This is a genomic window from Segatella sinensis (assembly GCF_040095255.1).
GTDB classification, from domain to species: domain Bacteria; phylum Bacteroidota; class Bacteroidia; order Bacteroidales; family Bacteroidaceae; genus Prevotella; species Prevotella sinensis.
In genome coordinates this window covers 1-15,367 of record NZ_JBBNGE010000061.1, presented here as the reverse complement: position 1 = coordinate 15,367, position 15,367 = coordinate 1, and the positions used below count along the sequence as shown (strand labels likewise).

The 15,367-nt window shown below is 44.5% G+C and carries 10 protein-coding genes; 8 read left to right on the top strand and 2 right to left on the bottom strand.

Features of this window, described 5'->3' with window-relative positions; genetic code table 11:
• Positions 1–190 precede the first annotated feature (190 nt).
• Both AAAT87_RS13300 and AAAT87_RS13295 read right to left on the bottom strand, forming a co-directional pair.
• The gene (locus AAAT87_RS13300; protein ID WP_349226674.1) at positions 191–1,003 is read right to left on the bottom strand and encodes a helix-turn-helix transcriptional regulator; all 813 of its coding nucleotides are present in this window, start codon (positions 1,001–1,003) and stop codon (positions 191–193) included.
• Positions 993–1,187 (bottom strand): hypothetical protein, encoded by a 195-nt coding sequence (locus tag AAAT87_RS13295; RefSeq protein WP_349226673.1) that lies wholly within the window; start codon positions 1,185–1,187, stop codon positions 993–995. The genes AAAT87_RS13300 and AAAT87_RS13295 overlap by 11 nt, the downstream gene beginning before the upstream one ends.
• Before the next feature lie 613 nt (positions 1,188–1,800).
• Here AAAT87_RS13295 and AAAT87_RS13290 point away from each other — a divergent pair.
• From AAAT87_RS13290 to AAAT87_RS13255, 8 genes are all read left to right on the top strand, one after another.
• A complete protein-coding gene (locus AAAT87_RS13290; protein ID WP_295024462.1) occupies positions 1,801–2,385 on the top strand; it encodes a DUF3575 domain-containing protein in 585 nt (194 codons plus the stop codon).
• A 42-nt stretch (positions 2,386–2,427) separates the two neighbouring features.
• Positions 2,428–3,864 carry a DUF3868 domain-containing protein gene (locus AAAT87_RS13285; RefSeq protein WP_349226672.1) on the top strand — a complete coding sequence of 479 codons (1,437 nt, stop codon included), beginning with the start codon at positions 2,428–2,430 and terminating at the stop codon, positions 3,862–3,864.
• A 346-nt stretch (positions 3,865–4,210) separates the two neighbouring features.
• Positions 4,211–5,773: a fimbria major subunit gene (locus AAAT87_RS13280; RefSeq protein ID WP_349226671.1), complete on the top strand. Its 1,563-nt coding sequence runs from the start codon at positions 4,211–4,213 to the stop codon at positions 5,771–5,773.
• 306 nt (positions 5,774–6,079) lie between these two features.
• Entirely contained in the window at positions 6,080–7,207 is a 1,128-nt protein-coding gene (locus AAAT87_RS13275) for a FimB/Mfa2 family fimbrial subunit (RefSeq protein ID WP_296972734.1), read from the top strand.
• Between the two features lie 68 nt (positions 7,208–7,275).
• Positions 7,276–9,162: a hypothetical protein gene (locus tag AAAT87_RS13270; RefSeq protein ID WP_349226670.1), complete on the top strand. Its 1,887-nt coding sequence runs from the start codon at positions 7,276–7,278 to the stop codon at positions 9,160–9,162.
• 12 nt (positions 9,163–9,174) lie between these two features.
• Positions 9,175–10,716: a fimbrial protein gene (locus AAAT87_RS13265; protein ID WP_349226669.1), complete on the top strand. Its 1,542-nt coding sequence runs from the start codon at positions 9,175–9,177 to the stop codon at positions 10,714–10,716.
• A 42-nt stretch (positions 10,717–10,758) separates the two neighbouring features.
• Complete coding sequence (gene fimD / locus AAAT87_RS13260; RefSeq protein WP_349226668.1) at positions 10,759–12,903, top strand: fimbrial tip adhesin FimD; 2,145 nt, start codon at positions 10,759–10,761, stop codon at positions 12,901–12,903.
• A 19-nt stretch (positions 12,904–12,922) separates the two neighbouring features.
• The gene (locus AAAT87_RS13255; protein ID WP_349226667.1) at positions 12,923–14,707 is read left to right on the top strand and encodes a hypothetical protein; all 1,785 of its coding nucleotides are present in this window, start codon (positions 12,923–12,925) and stop codon (positions 14,705–14,707) included.
• The last annotated feature ends 660 nt before the right edge of the window (positions 14,708–15,367 follow it).

The following is a 15,367-nucleotide window of genomic DNA, read 5'->3' as shown; positions in this document are numbered from 1 at the left end:
CGACCTCCCTGAAAGGGCAAAAGCTTTGAAATTGAAAGCTTTTGCCCTTTCAGGGCGACTTTACTTTTTGCCAACATTACCCAGGGCGATGCCCTGGGCTAGGAGCTTTTGGGCTTTCAGCCCGTCTTCGGCTGCCATAATCTAGACTTATTACACACCCTCAAAAAAACTCCTCCTTTACAATTTACAACTATTCTCCCAATGAATTTCTGGCTTCATAGAAGCGCTTTTCCAGTTCGCGTCGCAGGTCGTCCTTGCGGTCCATATTCAGTTTCTTGCGGATATGGCTGCGCTGGCTGGTGATGTTCGATTCACTCTTGTTCAGTTCGATGCAGATTTCCTTCAGCATCTTGCCTTCCAGTACCATCTGGCAGATCACTCGCTCACTGTTGGTGAGGTCGGCACATACCAGATCCCATGCCTTCTTGGTCAGTTCGCTGGTCTTCAACTGTTCTGCGGCACGGTCCAGGATATTCTGCTGCTGTTCCGGGCTCAGGCGGCTCAACAGGTTCACCGCCATATCCTTCTCTTCATCCTTCAGGTCAGCAAGCATGTGCAGTGCCTTCTTCTCTTCTTCCCTCATCTGCTTGGGCTGTCTGAGTCCCTTGAACATGACTGATTCACTGTTATAGAGCCATACATACAAAATCATCAGGAAACCAACCAGAACAGCCTTGATGCTGAAGAACAGCGAGGAGATCTGCGTATGCGAGATGGCTACCGCTACCACTGGCAGCAGAGAGACGGCAAAGCCGAGAGTGGTTCGGTTGAGCTGCTGGCTCTGGGCGGTAATGGCGAGTATAAACATGATGAAGATATTGCTCATCACGCTCAGGTTGTCCCGGTCACCCTGATAGTGCAGACAGAGCATACTGTCTATCGCCAGCTTCACGAATACGAGGATATAGAGCAGGGAGATGCCGGTCTTGAATACCACCTTGCGCTTCAGCACCACATACATCAGCAGCGCCAGTGCGAGGGTATGGACTACATTATAGAGCATGCCCCCCCCATGCATCCATCATGTAAAACAAAAGGAAGTGGTAGGGAATAATGAGCATCTCTACCAGAGTCAAAAGGACGAAGGCAATCACCCTTCGGCGGTCCACCACTCCACAATAGTCAGGGCATAAATGCTGCTCCAAGCGCAGGCACAAATCCCAAAGTTTGTTCTTAGTCTTCATCATTTGCTTTCAATTGAAACAGTTCTTATTTACTTATAATTAATAAAGTCTAGCCCGCTTAGGGGCTTCTTGCATTCCTTTCAGGATCTCTGAATCCTGAATTCATTGCTAATTTACTAACTTATTCTTCTCAGTTGCAAAATTACAACTAAAAATCGAAAAAAACTAAGAAAATAGGTAAAAAAGTGGCTGAAAAAGCAAAAAACATATACGAAAAAGCATTTTTCAGGGTTTTTCAGTGTTTCATTTATGCGTTTTTATTCGGTATCAGCATTTTTAGGCGCATTTTTCTTGGCAGCAATCGAAAAAGATGCTATCTTTGCAATCGTAAAAACAAAGTTCGCGGTTTCAAGCCCGAGCTTTCAATCAAACCCCAAAGTTGCCAACAGGCATCTAAGAACTGAGGAGTAGATGATAAAGATGTTGATGAGTAGAAGAAGAGTAAATGATAGACTAACTATTCTTTAAATTAATAAAGTCTAGGAGCAAGCCTATTGAAAAGAAGGAAAAAGAAAAGAAAAGAAAAAAAGTATAAGTATAAGTATAAGTAAAAGATGATGATGCGTTTCTCTAGAGAGACCATTTGTCATTCTTAAATCATTAAAAGATTTTAAGTATGAACAGAAGGATTTTAATTGCGCTACTGGCTGTAGGCAGCTTCATCTGCCCAGCCGTCGCTCAGAAGGTGGCCATAAAGACGAACCTCCTTTATGATGCTACAAGCACCATGAACCTCGGATTCGAATTTGGCCTTTCCCCAAAATGGACCTTGGATGTATCCGGCAACTACAACCCTTGGACATTTTCCAAGAACAAGAAGTGGCAGCACTGGCTTGTTCAACCAGAAGCTAGATACTGGTTCTGCAATAAGATGATGGGTTCCTTCATCGGCTTCCACGCCCTCGGAGGTTCTCATAACATAGGTAACGTAGATCTTGACTTCAAGTTCCTCGGTACCGACTTCTCCAAATTGAAAGATTACAGATACGAAGGTTGGTTCGTAGGTGCAGGTGTTGCATACGGTTATACCTGGGCTCTCTCCAAGCATTGGAACTTCGAGGCTGAACTCGGAGTGGGATACGTTTATTCGAAATCGGATAAATATGAATGCCCACAGTGTGGTGAGAAACTCGAGAATGACAAGGCGCATCACTACGTAGGACCTACCAAGGCGGCACTCAATCTGGTGTATGTCTTCTAATTCATGATACATTATTATATGAATAAGTAAAAACTGAAGATTATGAATACATATAAGATTTTAAACAAGACACTTGGAGCCGTCGCCCTCAGCATTCTGTTTAGCACTAACGCTATCGCTCAGAAACAGGCTGCCAAGGATATGAAAGTCCTCAACAAGGAAATCAAGAAGAAAGGCAATAAGGTGAACGTCTATATGGACCTCAATCTCGATGACGTGAAACTGGCAAGCAACAAAGGTCTCATCCTTACACCTATTTTATATAAGGGTGAGGATACGCTCAAGCTCCCGGCTGTGGAGGTGATGGGTAACAAGAGATACATCTACTACCAGCGTACCAAGAAGACCGCTACACAGAACCCGCTCATCGTTGCCAAGCGTGAAAACAAGGAGCCACAGACGCTCCGATACGCTTACTCTACTCCTTACCAGGACTGGATGAAGAACTCCAACTTCGCCATCAGCAATGATGCATGTGGATGTAACCAGAAACTGCTGGCAGAAAACCTGCTCACCAACAATGGAGAGGCGCTCGTTACGCCTCAGCAGCTCTACCAGGCTTATCAGCAGCCAAAGGCGGAGGCAGTGAAGATCAGACAGGAAAACGGTTCGGCTAGACTCAACTTCCGCATCAACAAGTGGGATATCGTGAAGGATCTCGGTAACAATACCAATGAGTTGGCTACCATCAAGCAGACGCTCGACCTCGTGAAGAACGACCCTGATGTAACCATCACTTCCATTACCCTCCACGGTTATGCTTCTCCTGACGGCAGCTATGCCAACAACGACAAGCTTTCCCGCAACCGTACCCAGGCTCTCTACAACTACCTGTTGAAGACCTACCCTATCGACAAGAAGCTCTTCAAGGTAGAATCTACAGCTGAGGATTGGGAAGGAACACTGGAGTACATCAAGAGTCACAAAATCCCTCAGAAGGAAGCTGCTCTCAAGATCATCAACAGCGATATGACTCCTGACCAGAAGGAACAGACGCTCGCAGCCAAGGCTGGTGAGGCATTCCGATTCCTCGTTGACAAGGTTTGGCCAAGCTTGCGCCGCACAGATTACACCATCGAGTACGACGTGAAGGCATTCAACCTCGAAGAGGCTCGCAGAGTAATCAAGACCCGTCCGCAGAAGCTCTCTCTCCAGGAGATGTACATGGTGGCAAACAGCTATCCGAAGGGAAGCGAAGAGTACAACAATGTATTCGACACAGCCGTGAAGATGTTCCCAGAAGATAAGCTCGCCAATCTGAATGCAGCCCTTGCAGCCATCGACAGAGGTGACAAGGTAAGCGCAGAGAAATACCTGAAGAAGGCTGGCACCGGTGCCGAAGTAGATAATGCCCGTGGTTGCCTCGCCGTTCTCAATGAGGATTACGAAGCTGCCAAGCAGTACTTCCAGAAGGCTGTAGCCGGAGGCTTGAAGGGTGCTCAGGAGAATCTCAACAAGCTGAACAAGATTGTGGAGTAAGACACAGGCAAGATTGCAGCGTAAAGCACAGGCACAAAAGCACTTAGGCGCCAAACGCCCTGAAAGGGCAACAGCTCCTAGCCCAGGGCAACACCCTGGGTAAACAAGCCGAAAGCAAAGCGCCCTGAAAGGGCAAAAGCTTCATAAACGCTTGATGTAATTTATATATAAGTAAAAGAATAAACATAAACAATAATAATATAAACTAAAAAATTTAATTTAAGAACTGGAAAAGAAAGAATAGTTTTTGATTACCCCCGGGCGAAGCCAGTGATGAGGTCTGAGAGACCCGTCCATTTCGCAACTCAAAACAAAATTTTGTATAACACTTAATAAGTAAAAGATTATGAAGAAAATGAATTTGCTCGCAATGAGCTTGGTATCAGCAGCAGCGTTATCTTTCTCAAGCTGCAGCAGCAATGATGATTTAGGTGGTGGCGCAGGTACACAGTCACAGGTGAAAGGTTTCTATATGACATTGGCCGTACAGACTCCTACTAGCAATGAAACAAGAACCTCTATTGAAAATCCAATACCTACAGAGGATGCTACCGCAGAAGAAGCAGCTGTAAAGAATGGTACTTTCTACTTGGTTGATGAAAAAGGATCCATTGTATTTAGCAAGGCTCTGACCGGTAAGGATTGGACTGGAGCTGTCAAGGACAAGGCAGATTCTCAGAAGGATGGTCAGACTATACTTCAGATTCAAGTAGAAAATGTAGCTGCAGGTGCTACCTATAAGGTATATTTCAAGGCTGGTTCAACCAAAATGGATAATACTGCAGAACCGTTTACTATCGAAAAGGGAAAGAGTGTGCCAGGCGTGTTTACCGCAACTGGCATTACACAGACATTCACATCAACAGGAGCTTTTGCTAAGCCATGTGATACAGACAACAACTTCTCTATGTTCAACCAGAATGATGCAACAACCAATGGTAATGGCTATACTGTCACATTCACTGATGCTAACAAGGTTGAAAACAACCCTGCAAAGGTTATGTACAAGAACGCAGAAAGCGCAATCAAGATTGAGCGTGTAACAGCTCGCGTTGATGTTCCTACTAGTACAAAAGCACTTTTAGGAGAATACCCAGCAAACGCTTCACAGGCATTGAAGAATGCAATTGACGATGCAAAGGAGAAGGTTTCTAAGATTGAATTGGTTCGCTATGCTCTCTCTAACGTTACAAACAAGACATACGTTATGCAGAATTGGAATAAGGCAGAAAGTGAATGGAGCCTTTTAATCCCAGATGACGCAACATTGTCTAAGACAAAGAATGACTTCGGTGAGAAGTATTTGTTCAAGGATGGTGGCTTCAAGGCTTTGACTGGTGCTACAAATGACTATATCTTTGAGAACAACAAGTCTGACGCAACTGCAATGTACTTCGAGTACAAGGTTACTTTGGATGCAAATCAGTTTAAGGATGCTGCAGGTAAGCTTATGCCAGCTGACTTCCAGGATGGTACATTCTATCGTTACAACAACGTTATCTACACAAGCTTTGATCAGATTATGAAGGCTTATGCAGACGTTGCAGGACTCTTCGAGGGTAAGAGTGCAGCCCAGTTGAAGACAAAATTGGAAGAGGCTAAGACAGAGCCAACAGCTGAAACCGCGAAGTCTGTAGAGACCAAGTTGTCAGAATTCCGTGCACAGTATGGCATCGAGGTATTCAACAAGGGTTTGACATATTACAAGCAGGTTATTACAGACAAACAGTTGGGCAAGGACGTTATCCAGCGTAACACTATTTACCGCTTGAATGTTAACAAGATCTTCAACGTAGGTGCACAGGTTCCTAACGGTGAGATTGACAAGAACGGTTTGTTCTACCTCGACGTAACTGTAACTGTTAACCCTTGGGTTCTCAATACACAGGACGTAAGTTTGGGTGACTAATCCCAATCACTTCGCTTAATCGCAGAAACAGAAAAAGATGAATGCTCCGGGGATGTACCCCATCCCCCGATCTCAAGATAATTCTTGAAACAACAATACGCTCAATCTCCCGGGGGCAACCCCGCCTCCGGGAGATTAAAAAAGAAAAAAATGATTTTTGCCGCCAAAGATGGCGGGAACCCCTATCGTGCTGAATCAGCACCACTCAACAAGGAAAAAAGGATGCCGGAGGCTACCCCCACTTCTAAAGCCCTACGGCACACTAGATATAAGTATAAGTAAAAGAATTAATAAAACACAAACGATATGAAACATTTCATCATCAAAAACGGTTGCAAAGTGGTTTGTATCTCAGCCATCGCACTCTCTTCGCTTTCATCATGCATGAAAGACGATCTGACGAATTGTCCTGCACCTAAGGTGTCGCTCAAGTTCGATTATACATATAATGTTGAGAACGCTGATGCTTTCTCCCAGGAAGTGAAAAACCTCAACGTCTATGTTTTCGATAAAAACGGTAAATACTTCGATACCTATACGCAGTCTGCCGACAAATTCGAAACGGGTCACAGCATGGACATCACAGACTTACAGGAAGGCAAATACACCTTCGTCTGCCTCGCTCGTGACAAGAAACCTACAGGTAGCAGAGCCGACGGTGACGACGAGATGGAGTTCAGCTTCACCCAACTCACACCAGGTGTTTCTACCATCAACGACCTGCAGGAGGAAATGGGAAAGAAAGACGGAGAGGCTTCTGTCAACAACAAGAAGTTCACCGCTCTCTACACCGCCCAGACATCTCTCGACTTCAAGGGCAAGAAGGACACATCCGGCAAACTGAGTCTGATGAAATGTACCAAGACCTACCGCATCGTGATGCTTCCTTACGATAACGAACAGCAGGGATTCGTGGCAGAAAACTTCGACGTAAGAATCAAGGGTTCGGCTGCCCTCCTCGACTACAAGGGCGACAAGGTAAAGGATGCCAACGGAGTAGAACAGAACAAGCCAATCACCTACGTGCCTTACAACGAGAAACTGGTGGTTAACACCGACGGCAATACTGAGGTAGAAGGTGAAATAATCGACAAGGCTTTGGTTTACGACCTGTCTTCTTCCAGAATGTTCGAGCGCAAGAACGATGTAAGCACCCGCAACACCGACAGTAAGGAGTACAACGACAAGCGAATCGTAATCACCGACAAGCGCACAGGCAAGGAAATCTTCAACCACTCACTGCCATGGTTCCTCGCTCTCTGCGGCGAGCGCACCGACAAGGGCTGGGAGGATCAGGAATACCTCGACCGCCAGGATCACTACACCCTCGTATTCTACGTTCCAAGTCCAGGTTCCGACTACCACATGGATGCTAGAATCAAGGTGAACGGCTGGGTTCTCAATCTGCAGAATGCAGACCTCGGATCCAAATAAGGAAACAGTGCTACCCACACTGTATAGAGAGAAAGAAAAGTATTAAGTATAAGTAAAAGATTAAAAAGATGAAACGCTATAACTCAACTTTGATCAAGATGACACGCCGGCTAGGCATGGCTATCGCAGCCTTGCTCATGTTGAGCACAATGGCATCTTGTTCAGACCAAGATTCGCAGGCACCTGCAACTGGCGATGAAGCTTACCTCAACCTGAGCTTCTCTACCGCCAGCAACACGACTTCCAGAGCGAGCAGAGCTGGGGACATCGGAAAGGACGACGAGACCCAGGCTAATCCTAACACAGAGAGCGACATTCATAGCATCAAGGTATGGGTGTTTAAATCAGGAACAGGAGAAAGCGCCGAAAGCGCCAATCCGATTGCTTACAAGGAAGACACTCCTACTGCTGACGGTAACCCCGTCAACGGCAACTACACGCTGAACTTGAGATTCTTGCGTAAGATCAACGGTGAAGAAATCAAAAACATCGACCTCTACATCCTGGCAAACACGGAAAGCACCAATGCCAACCTGAAAGGCAAGACGCTATATACCATCACCCGCAAGGACTTGAAGGAATTAACATTCACCAGTCCTTTCGGAATCAAGGATGACGGTAGCGGTAGCGCAGAGACAACAGCCGTTCCAGCAAACGGACTCCCTATCTCTCGTGCCATTACCAACATCGACGTAAACAGGTTTGCTGCACTCACAGAAGCCGAGGCACAGAACAAGCGCATTACGATTCCTCTGGTTCGCGCCGTTTCCAAGCTTCACTTCTATTTCGCCCGCACGGCAGATGCTAATGCCTTGACAGAAAATGTGAAGGTAACAAGAATTGAAATAGATGGATACACCTTCCCTACAGAAAGCTATGTTTTCCCTGATGAAGAGGATTATGAAACCGCTGATGCCAACAAGGCTGCAACAAGCAATAAGTACGGAACTTCTTATGTTGCTTCACCCCTCAAGCTTGACGGTGTAGAAAATACAGGAATCAAGGCGGTAACTGATCCGCTTGCTTATAAGCGTGATGAAAAAACCGAAACAGCTCAGGCTTATATGGACCGCATGAATAAGGAATTCAAGGAAATCGGCGAACATAATTTGTGCTATCTTCGTGAAACCAACAAGCCTATCAAGGGTACGATTTACTATCAGTTGGCTGACGACGATTTCGTAAGATCCAAGGAATTCACCATTCCATCCAGCGGCAACGCTATCCGCAACCGAGAGCTCGTAGTTTACGGCTACTTCCTCCAAGGTGGAGCCCTCTGCCTCGACTGGCAGGTAATGCCTTGGAACGTGGTAACTTCTGAAATCAGCTGGAGCAATGTAAATTGCCAGATGTTTGCATGGCAGACACCATCCAAAAATGAAACTGAATTTACACCGAATCCACAGGAAGGTGATGCAGAAGGTCTCTACTGTCTGGTAAACTATCCTAGATACCAGGATAAAGACCATAATTATTTGAAGGATGCGCCATCTGGAGCAGCCTTCTATATCAAGGTAGATGGTCCTACCGGACTGGTTTGGAAAGCACATCTCACCAACCCTACTGAGTTTGCTTTTAACTATGGTAATTCTACCGATACCACTACCTGCGTTTCTACAGGCATCGCCCGAAAAGATCCTTATCAGATCAAGGTAGAAGCCAAGAATGCATGGACAAACGGTAAATCATGGACAGATTTGACTCCTTGGGCTAAAGGTAAGGGCGACAATCCTGTATTTACCGACCTCTACGTAACCGTATCGCTGGATGGAATCCATGAATACGAAGTGGAAATCAACCCTGACTATGCAAGAGGTAGGTACAAGAAGGAAAGAAAGTTTGCAGGAACCAATACCCGCATCCGCATTTTCCAACTGCAGGCAACCAAGGGAACTCCCTACGATGATCTCCAAGAAAAGAGTGGACATTATACTAATTATTTAATAATAAAATAAGGAGGGCAAACAATGAAAGCAATATCAAAATACTTTGCGATGTGTGCAATCGCCCTCTTAGGGCTTGCAAACACATCTTGCATGAGCGATGATATAGACGGCACACCGAGTTGCGACTACGATGTAGTGCTGGAATATAAAGTAGGCGGTTCTGCTACTGATACCCGTGCAGCTGTTACCCGCGCAGGAGAAACAACAGAGGATGGATCGGATTATCTCAATGAAAACTGGATTGAGCGCCTCGAACTCTTCGTTTTCGATGCAAATGGAAATTTCGTCAAGAGGCTTCCTCTTACAGATGCTTCTGTTCAGGGCAGTCCTACTACAGATTACAAGCACAAGAAGTTGGAAAGCACCCAGCTGAAGCGTTCGGATATTACAGGCAACACTCTCTATCTGGTAGCAAACCTGGATAATATCGGCAGCATTACAACATTGGATCAATTGAAAGCTGCCACCATCAACAAGGCAGCCACCTTCAATCCCAAGGCAAAGCAGACTTCATTCGTGATGGATGCCAAGATGGAGGAGACCAAACCGATTGAAAACGGAATGATTCACATCAGATTCCAGCTGAAGAGAGCGCTAGCCAAGATTCGCCTCAACGTACAAGATGACAAGGGCAACACAGTAGCTCCTACAGAGAATGCCTATGCCTGTCAGTTGATACACTACGCAGCAGACGGTTCTATCCTCGCAGAAGGTACCAGCACAAACAATGCATTGAATAACGAAGCTGCTGCCAGCAGCAAGGTAACTGCTCCTGCCATCACACAAGACAACAAGGCTGTGTTCTACTCATACGCCAACAATTGGATTGACAAGAAAAAGGATCCAAAGGTAGAAGAGCCAATCGATGTCACCAAGCAGACCTACATCCTGCTCAAGGCAAAATTCAACAACAATGATTACTTCTACAAGGTTCCGGTAAACAAGCGCCTCTACGAAGATAACGATGAGGCAACAGCAGACGGCAAGCCTAATTGGGCAAACTACGAGCCTCTCTATCGCCTCGACCGCAACACCATCTACGACGTAACAGCCAAGGTGGACAGAGAAGGTGGTAGTGATCCTGATAATCCGGCAGAACTGAATGTGAATCCTATCGTAAGTAACTGGGTTGACAACATCGTATGGGAATATACTGATACGGTAAGCATCGAGATGGTACGAGACGAAGGAGAATATAGAGATTCAGTGGAAGTTCACTATGGTATTCCAAATGGAGGTGGTCCAGCTATCACGCTGAAGAACATTGATACAGGCGACAAGAACTGGATCCTTCAGTGCGACAACCCAGACTTTGCGTTCTATGTGAATGGAACAACCTATGATACAGTAAGTAAGAGCGACATCAAAGGCAACTCATTTACATTCTATGTAGTGCCAAAGAGAAATAAAGACTTAGCAGTAGAAAGAAATTTCGACACCAACGTATTTATCGTTCTTGCACCTGACATGAGAAAGGTTCTGTTCAATGTAGGAACTGGAAAACTACCTGGAGATGAATTTAATATCAAGTTCACCCAGGGTGCTGATCGCTCAGGAATTTAAATGAGAATATGTGGTTTAAATAAACTAAAGGATTAAATCATCATGAAGAAGTTAAATAAATATAGAAAATCTGTACAAGGCTTGATGTTGTTGACCTTCGGTCTAACAATGGCAGGATGCTCCGCTCAGGATGATTTCTTCACCGAAACATCGTCAGAGAGCCTCAGCATCAAGCCTAGTGTAACAGAAGCAACTGTATCAAGAGCTGCAGTTGCTTCTGAACAAACCCTGCGTGAAGCTGCACTGGACAACCTGTACGTGAAGATTTTCGACAAGGAATATCAGGAGCAAAGTGTCAACCAGAAGTTAGAAGGCAACTTGCAAAGCAACCAGACAGCGATTCTTCGTCAGGGCAACTGGAAAGTTGACTTGAATCTGCAGGAGAACAAGGCTTACTTCGTGTACTCTATTGCCAATGCAAATGAGGACTTGACACAGGTAAAATCATTGGCAGACCTGAAAAACAAGGTGCAGACTGATGCAGACATCTGGAAGCCTTACAGCAGCAGCGACAAGAATGCTACCAAGAACTTCCTGATGACAGCCAACTCTGATTGGACAGTCAGCAAAGAGCCTAACCAAACCATCGACAGTAAGCTGACAAGAGCTGCAGCCAAGATCGTTGTAAATCTCAATATCAATGTTGCTGGCTACGAGGTGGTAGGCGAACCTACCTGGCAGTTGCTGAACTATAACACCAAGACTACACTCTTTGGTCCAAATACTGCTAAGAACATAGCTAGTATGAGCGAAACAGAGACGAATGAGACAATGGCTAAGACTGCTGCTGATGGCTATCAGTTGGTTACCTACAGCTACGCAACATCATGGAAAGATAATGCAAGTGCACCTCAGGCAAAGATCAAGGTGAAGCTGAAGAAGAAGGGTGAAGAAACATCTGTGGATTACTATTACAGTATTCCAGTTCGCGACCCTAAGAAAACCAAGTCATTGGATCGTAACTACGTCTATACAGCCAACGCTACCGTAACAAGTCTGGGCAGCAGCTCTGACATTACTTATGGTGATGCTATGGATCTGGTATATGATGTACAGAAGTGGACCCAGGGCGAAAAGACCACAATCAATGCTGGTGACCAGAAGTACTTGTTGGTTTCTCCTACCTTTATGATCATGAAGAACCAGAGATTTGATAATTCTACCATCAAGTTCTATGGCTCTGGTAAATGTACGGTAGAAACCGTGGCAATTTACTATTATGACAAAAATGGTAAGAAACAATCATGCTCTGGTAGTCAATCCTTCAAAGCTTCTGCACAATATGCAGATGGTCATGGTGAGTTACAGGATCAGGGAACAATTGTTATTGGCGATGCGAACAATAAAACCAATGACTTCGTGCCACTGTCTGTTAAATATATCAAGATAAAGGTTACTTGCGAAGGCGTGAAAGATCCTGTGAATGTAACTATCAAACAGTATCCTTTGGAGTATATCCAGGGTATAGCTGGCTGGTATTCTACAAAAGATAAATTAAATACATACGAACGTTATGATTATTTGACAGGTAAACCTTCTGGTAAGATTGCTACAACTGTAGGAATTGACTGGAAGGAAGATCAAAAACTACATAAGACACGAAAAGGGTATGCTGATGACAACTTTCAAGCTAAGGTTTGTATAGATAACAACATCTATACATACTATGACAAAAAGATTAACAAGAGCTATCAAGCAACCACGAGAAGCAATATGGGAGAAAAAAATAATAATCAGATGTATGTTGTACAAATAACAAGTACACAGCAAGATCAAACTGACTATAAAATAGGACACGTTACAAACATTGATCCAAACACGAAACAATCTCAGGAAGATGTTGTTTCACCAGCCTTTATGTTGGCATCTCAATTAGGTACAGTACTACCATTCGATGACGGAGTTGATGCTTCAGAACATTGTGACAAATACATTGAGGTGAGAAAGGATGGTACAAAATATACAGACTGGCGATTACCAACAGCATCGGAAATTGGCGTTATCACAAAATATCAATATAATAATAAGCAAGATGTGATTGACGTTGTATTAGCTGGAGGATCCTACTGGGCCTTAAATGGCAAAGAGGTTAAAACAAACAATGGTAATTCTTCAACTGGGTATGTTCGTTGCGTTCGCGACCTCAAACCAGACGAGGTAAAAGAGCTGGAAAACAAGAATGAATAACAATTAAAGAAGGTACAAAATGAAAAAGTTAAAACTATATATCGGAATGTTGGTAGGACTGTTAGCAACCATGCTAACAGCCTGCACAAGCGATTTGTCTGAAGAGACGGTGCCTTCTAACAGCAAGGGTGAGATGACGCTCAGCTTCAAGGTATCTACTCCAGACTACAAAATCGGAACAAGATCTGAGGGCTACAACAACGAGGGATTCGGAAGCTCTGATGTGCAGATATTCTGCTTCGATGCCAATGGATACTTCCTGGGCATGGGTCGGGATCTGAATGTGGAAGCTACAAGCGAAGAGGAAATTGGCGATGGGGCAGCTAACACCGATAACAAAAAGATTAGTGTGAAGATGCCTAATGCCACCGCCCGACTCCACATCATTGCCAATGCCGGTATCAATACGGCAAAGGCTGCCAACGAGTGGATTGGTTTGCATGAGAACAAGCTGATTACTACGTTTGAATCAAAGGCAGATGAAAATCAGGCTCGGAAGACCAAGTATTGGGGATATTGCAGTGGTTCTACAACAGCAGAAATGAAGGCAAAGCTTACCAATAGCAGCAATGTGATTCATCTGATTAGAGATCGTGCTAAGATCACAGCAGACTGGGAAACTACAACCGATATCAAGAGTGTAGAAATCTCCATCGGCGAAGGAATGTTATATGCAACAATAGCTGCATTCGACCGTAAGAAACTGGAGTTTCCAAACACCACTGATGATACTAAGGATTGGGAATGGAATATTAACGACATTACCCTGCCTAAGTCAGAAAAAAGATACAAAGGTTCTGCAGGTCAGATGGGAACTGTGCAATATTGCTTTGAGGATGAAAACTCAAGTAAGAATCCTGTGAGCTGTATCCTGAAAGTGACATTCAACGACAAAACCGAAAAATGGTACAAGGTTTATCTTCAGGATAAGGATCAGCGATTCTATAAGATCAAGAGAAATTATACCTATGCGATTCATATCAAGAAGCTGAATCAAAAGTTAGGTTATACTGGCTACAACGATGCCCTTAACGGCTATGCAGCCAACAATCCTTGGATTACGGTAGAAGACATCATCCAGGAAATTTCTGATGGTACTTACACGATGAATATCGTGAATGGTACTTACCAGATGTTGACACAAGAATCTGCAAACAGCGAGCAGGTCATCGACTTTGAATATACGGGTGAGGCTAATCAAACTGCAGCCGACTTCGATGTTTCCTGGACAGAGAACAAGAATTTCACGGAGCTGGAAGGTGGAAAGCTTCCTGTACCTATAGTACAGTATGACGCTACAACCGGTAAGGGAACCATCACATACAAGATTGGTGATATCAGTGCCGGTGAATGTAAGACTGCCACCATCATGCTGGTAGATAAGAAGCATGGATTGACTAGAAACATCCATCTCTACAGTATCAGCAATGTGGACTTCAAATTCCCAACTAAAATTACAATGGGTAAGAAGGTAACTTCAGAAGCCCAACTGACTTTCACAATTCCAAGTTACTATCCTAAGGAGTTGTTGCCAATAGAAATTGAGATTGCATCCAATGATGTGAACCCTATAGGCAGCGATGTAAAGGTAGCTTCTACTGAAGAGGTTGATGGAGGCGCAGGCTGGAACTGTTGGTTCGTCACCAAGTATGAAAATCCAAGTGTGATTGGAAATACTCAAACCATCACAATGAAGAATGTACGTGCCGTAACAGGTACTGAAGGTACGTTCTACATCAAGGCTAAGCACTACAATAGCAACAAGCATTGGACGGTGACAATCAACTACCAAAATCAAAATTAAGCAAAATACAAAAGTTAAGAATCATATATCTGTAAGAGAGGAGGGAAGGAAGCTTGGAATACTTCCTCCCCCCTTGTTTTAGTTATTATAAGACATTATTATCATTTACTATTATACAAATTTGCGAAAACTAGACTAGACTGGTCGTTGGGATTTTAGTTGCCGAGGTGACTCACCTTCTAAGATTCCACGACTTTTTTTTGTGCCCTGAAAGGGCAAAAGCTTTGTAATCATCTGGTTCTTTGAAGCTTTTGCCCTTACAGGGCGACAGGTTTGCAAACATAACTACCCAGGGCGATGCCCTGGGCTAGGAGCTTCTGCCCTTTCAGGGCGTATTGGTTCTGACATGACACATCTCCCTAGGAGCTTCTGCCCTTGCCGCCCCGACGGATTTGAAATCCGCCCACCAGCTGATTTCCACTTGCACAACAGGTGTTGGGCGAGCGCATAACAGCTGATATGCAAGCGCACAACAGCTGTTGTGCGGCTGAAGACATAGGCATCTCCGGCTTATACCATTAATTCTTCCGGCAACAAGCAAAGGTTACTCCGAAGACTATTAACGTAAAAACGATGCAACAACGATAGTACTTTCAAGCAACAATGATAGTACTTTCAAGCAACAATGATAGTACTTTCAAGCAACAATGATAGTACTTT

Excerpts from the sequence above, each read along its gene's own strand:
- AAAT87_RS13300 (WP_349226674.1), bottom strand. The coding sequence starts at position 1,003 with ATGCTCTATAATGTAGTCCATACCCTCGCACTGGCGCTGCTGATGTAT.
- AAAT87_RS13295 (WP_349226673.1), bottom strand. The coding sequence starts at position 1,187 with ATGATGAAGACTAAGAACAAACTTTGGGATTTGTGCCTGCGCTTGGAG.
- AAAT87_RS13290 (WP_295024462.1), top strand. The coding sequence starts at position 1,801 with ATGAACAGAAGGATTTTAATTGCGCTACTGGCTGTAGGCAGCTTCATC.
- AAAT87_RS13285 (WP_349226672.1), top strand. The coding sequence starts at position 2,428 with ATGAATACATATAAGATTTTAAACAAGACACTTGGAGCCGTCGCCCTC.
- AAAT87_RS13280 (WP_349226671.1), top strand. The coding sequence starts at position 4,211 with ATGAAGAAAATGAATTTGCTCGCAATGAGCTTGGTATCAGCAGCAGCG.
- AAAT87_RS13275 (WP_296972734.1), top strand. The coding sequence starts at position 6,080 with ATGAAACATTTCATCATCAAAAACGGTTGCAAAGTGGTTTGTATCTCA.
- AAAT87_RS13270 (WP_349226670.1), top strand. The coding sequence starts at position 7,276 with ATGAAACGCTATAACTCAACTTTGATCAAGATGACACGCCGGCTAGGC.
- AAAT87_RS13265 (WP_349226669.1), top strand. The coding sequence starts at position 9,175 with ATGAAAGCAATATCAAAATACTTTGCGATGTGTGCAATCGCCCTCTTA.
- fimD (WP_349226668.1), top strand. The coding sequence starts at position 10,759 with ATGAAGAAGTTAAATAAATATAGAAAATCTGTACAAGGCTTGATGTTG.
- AAAT87_RS13255 (WP_349226667.1), top strand. The coding sequence starts at position 12,923 with ATGAAAAAGTTAAAACTATATATCGGAATGTTGGTAGGACTGTTAGCA.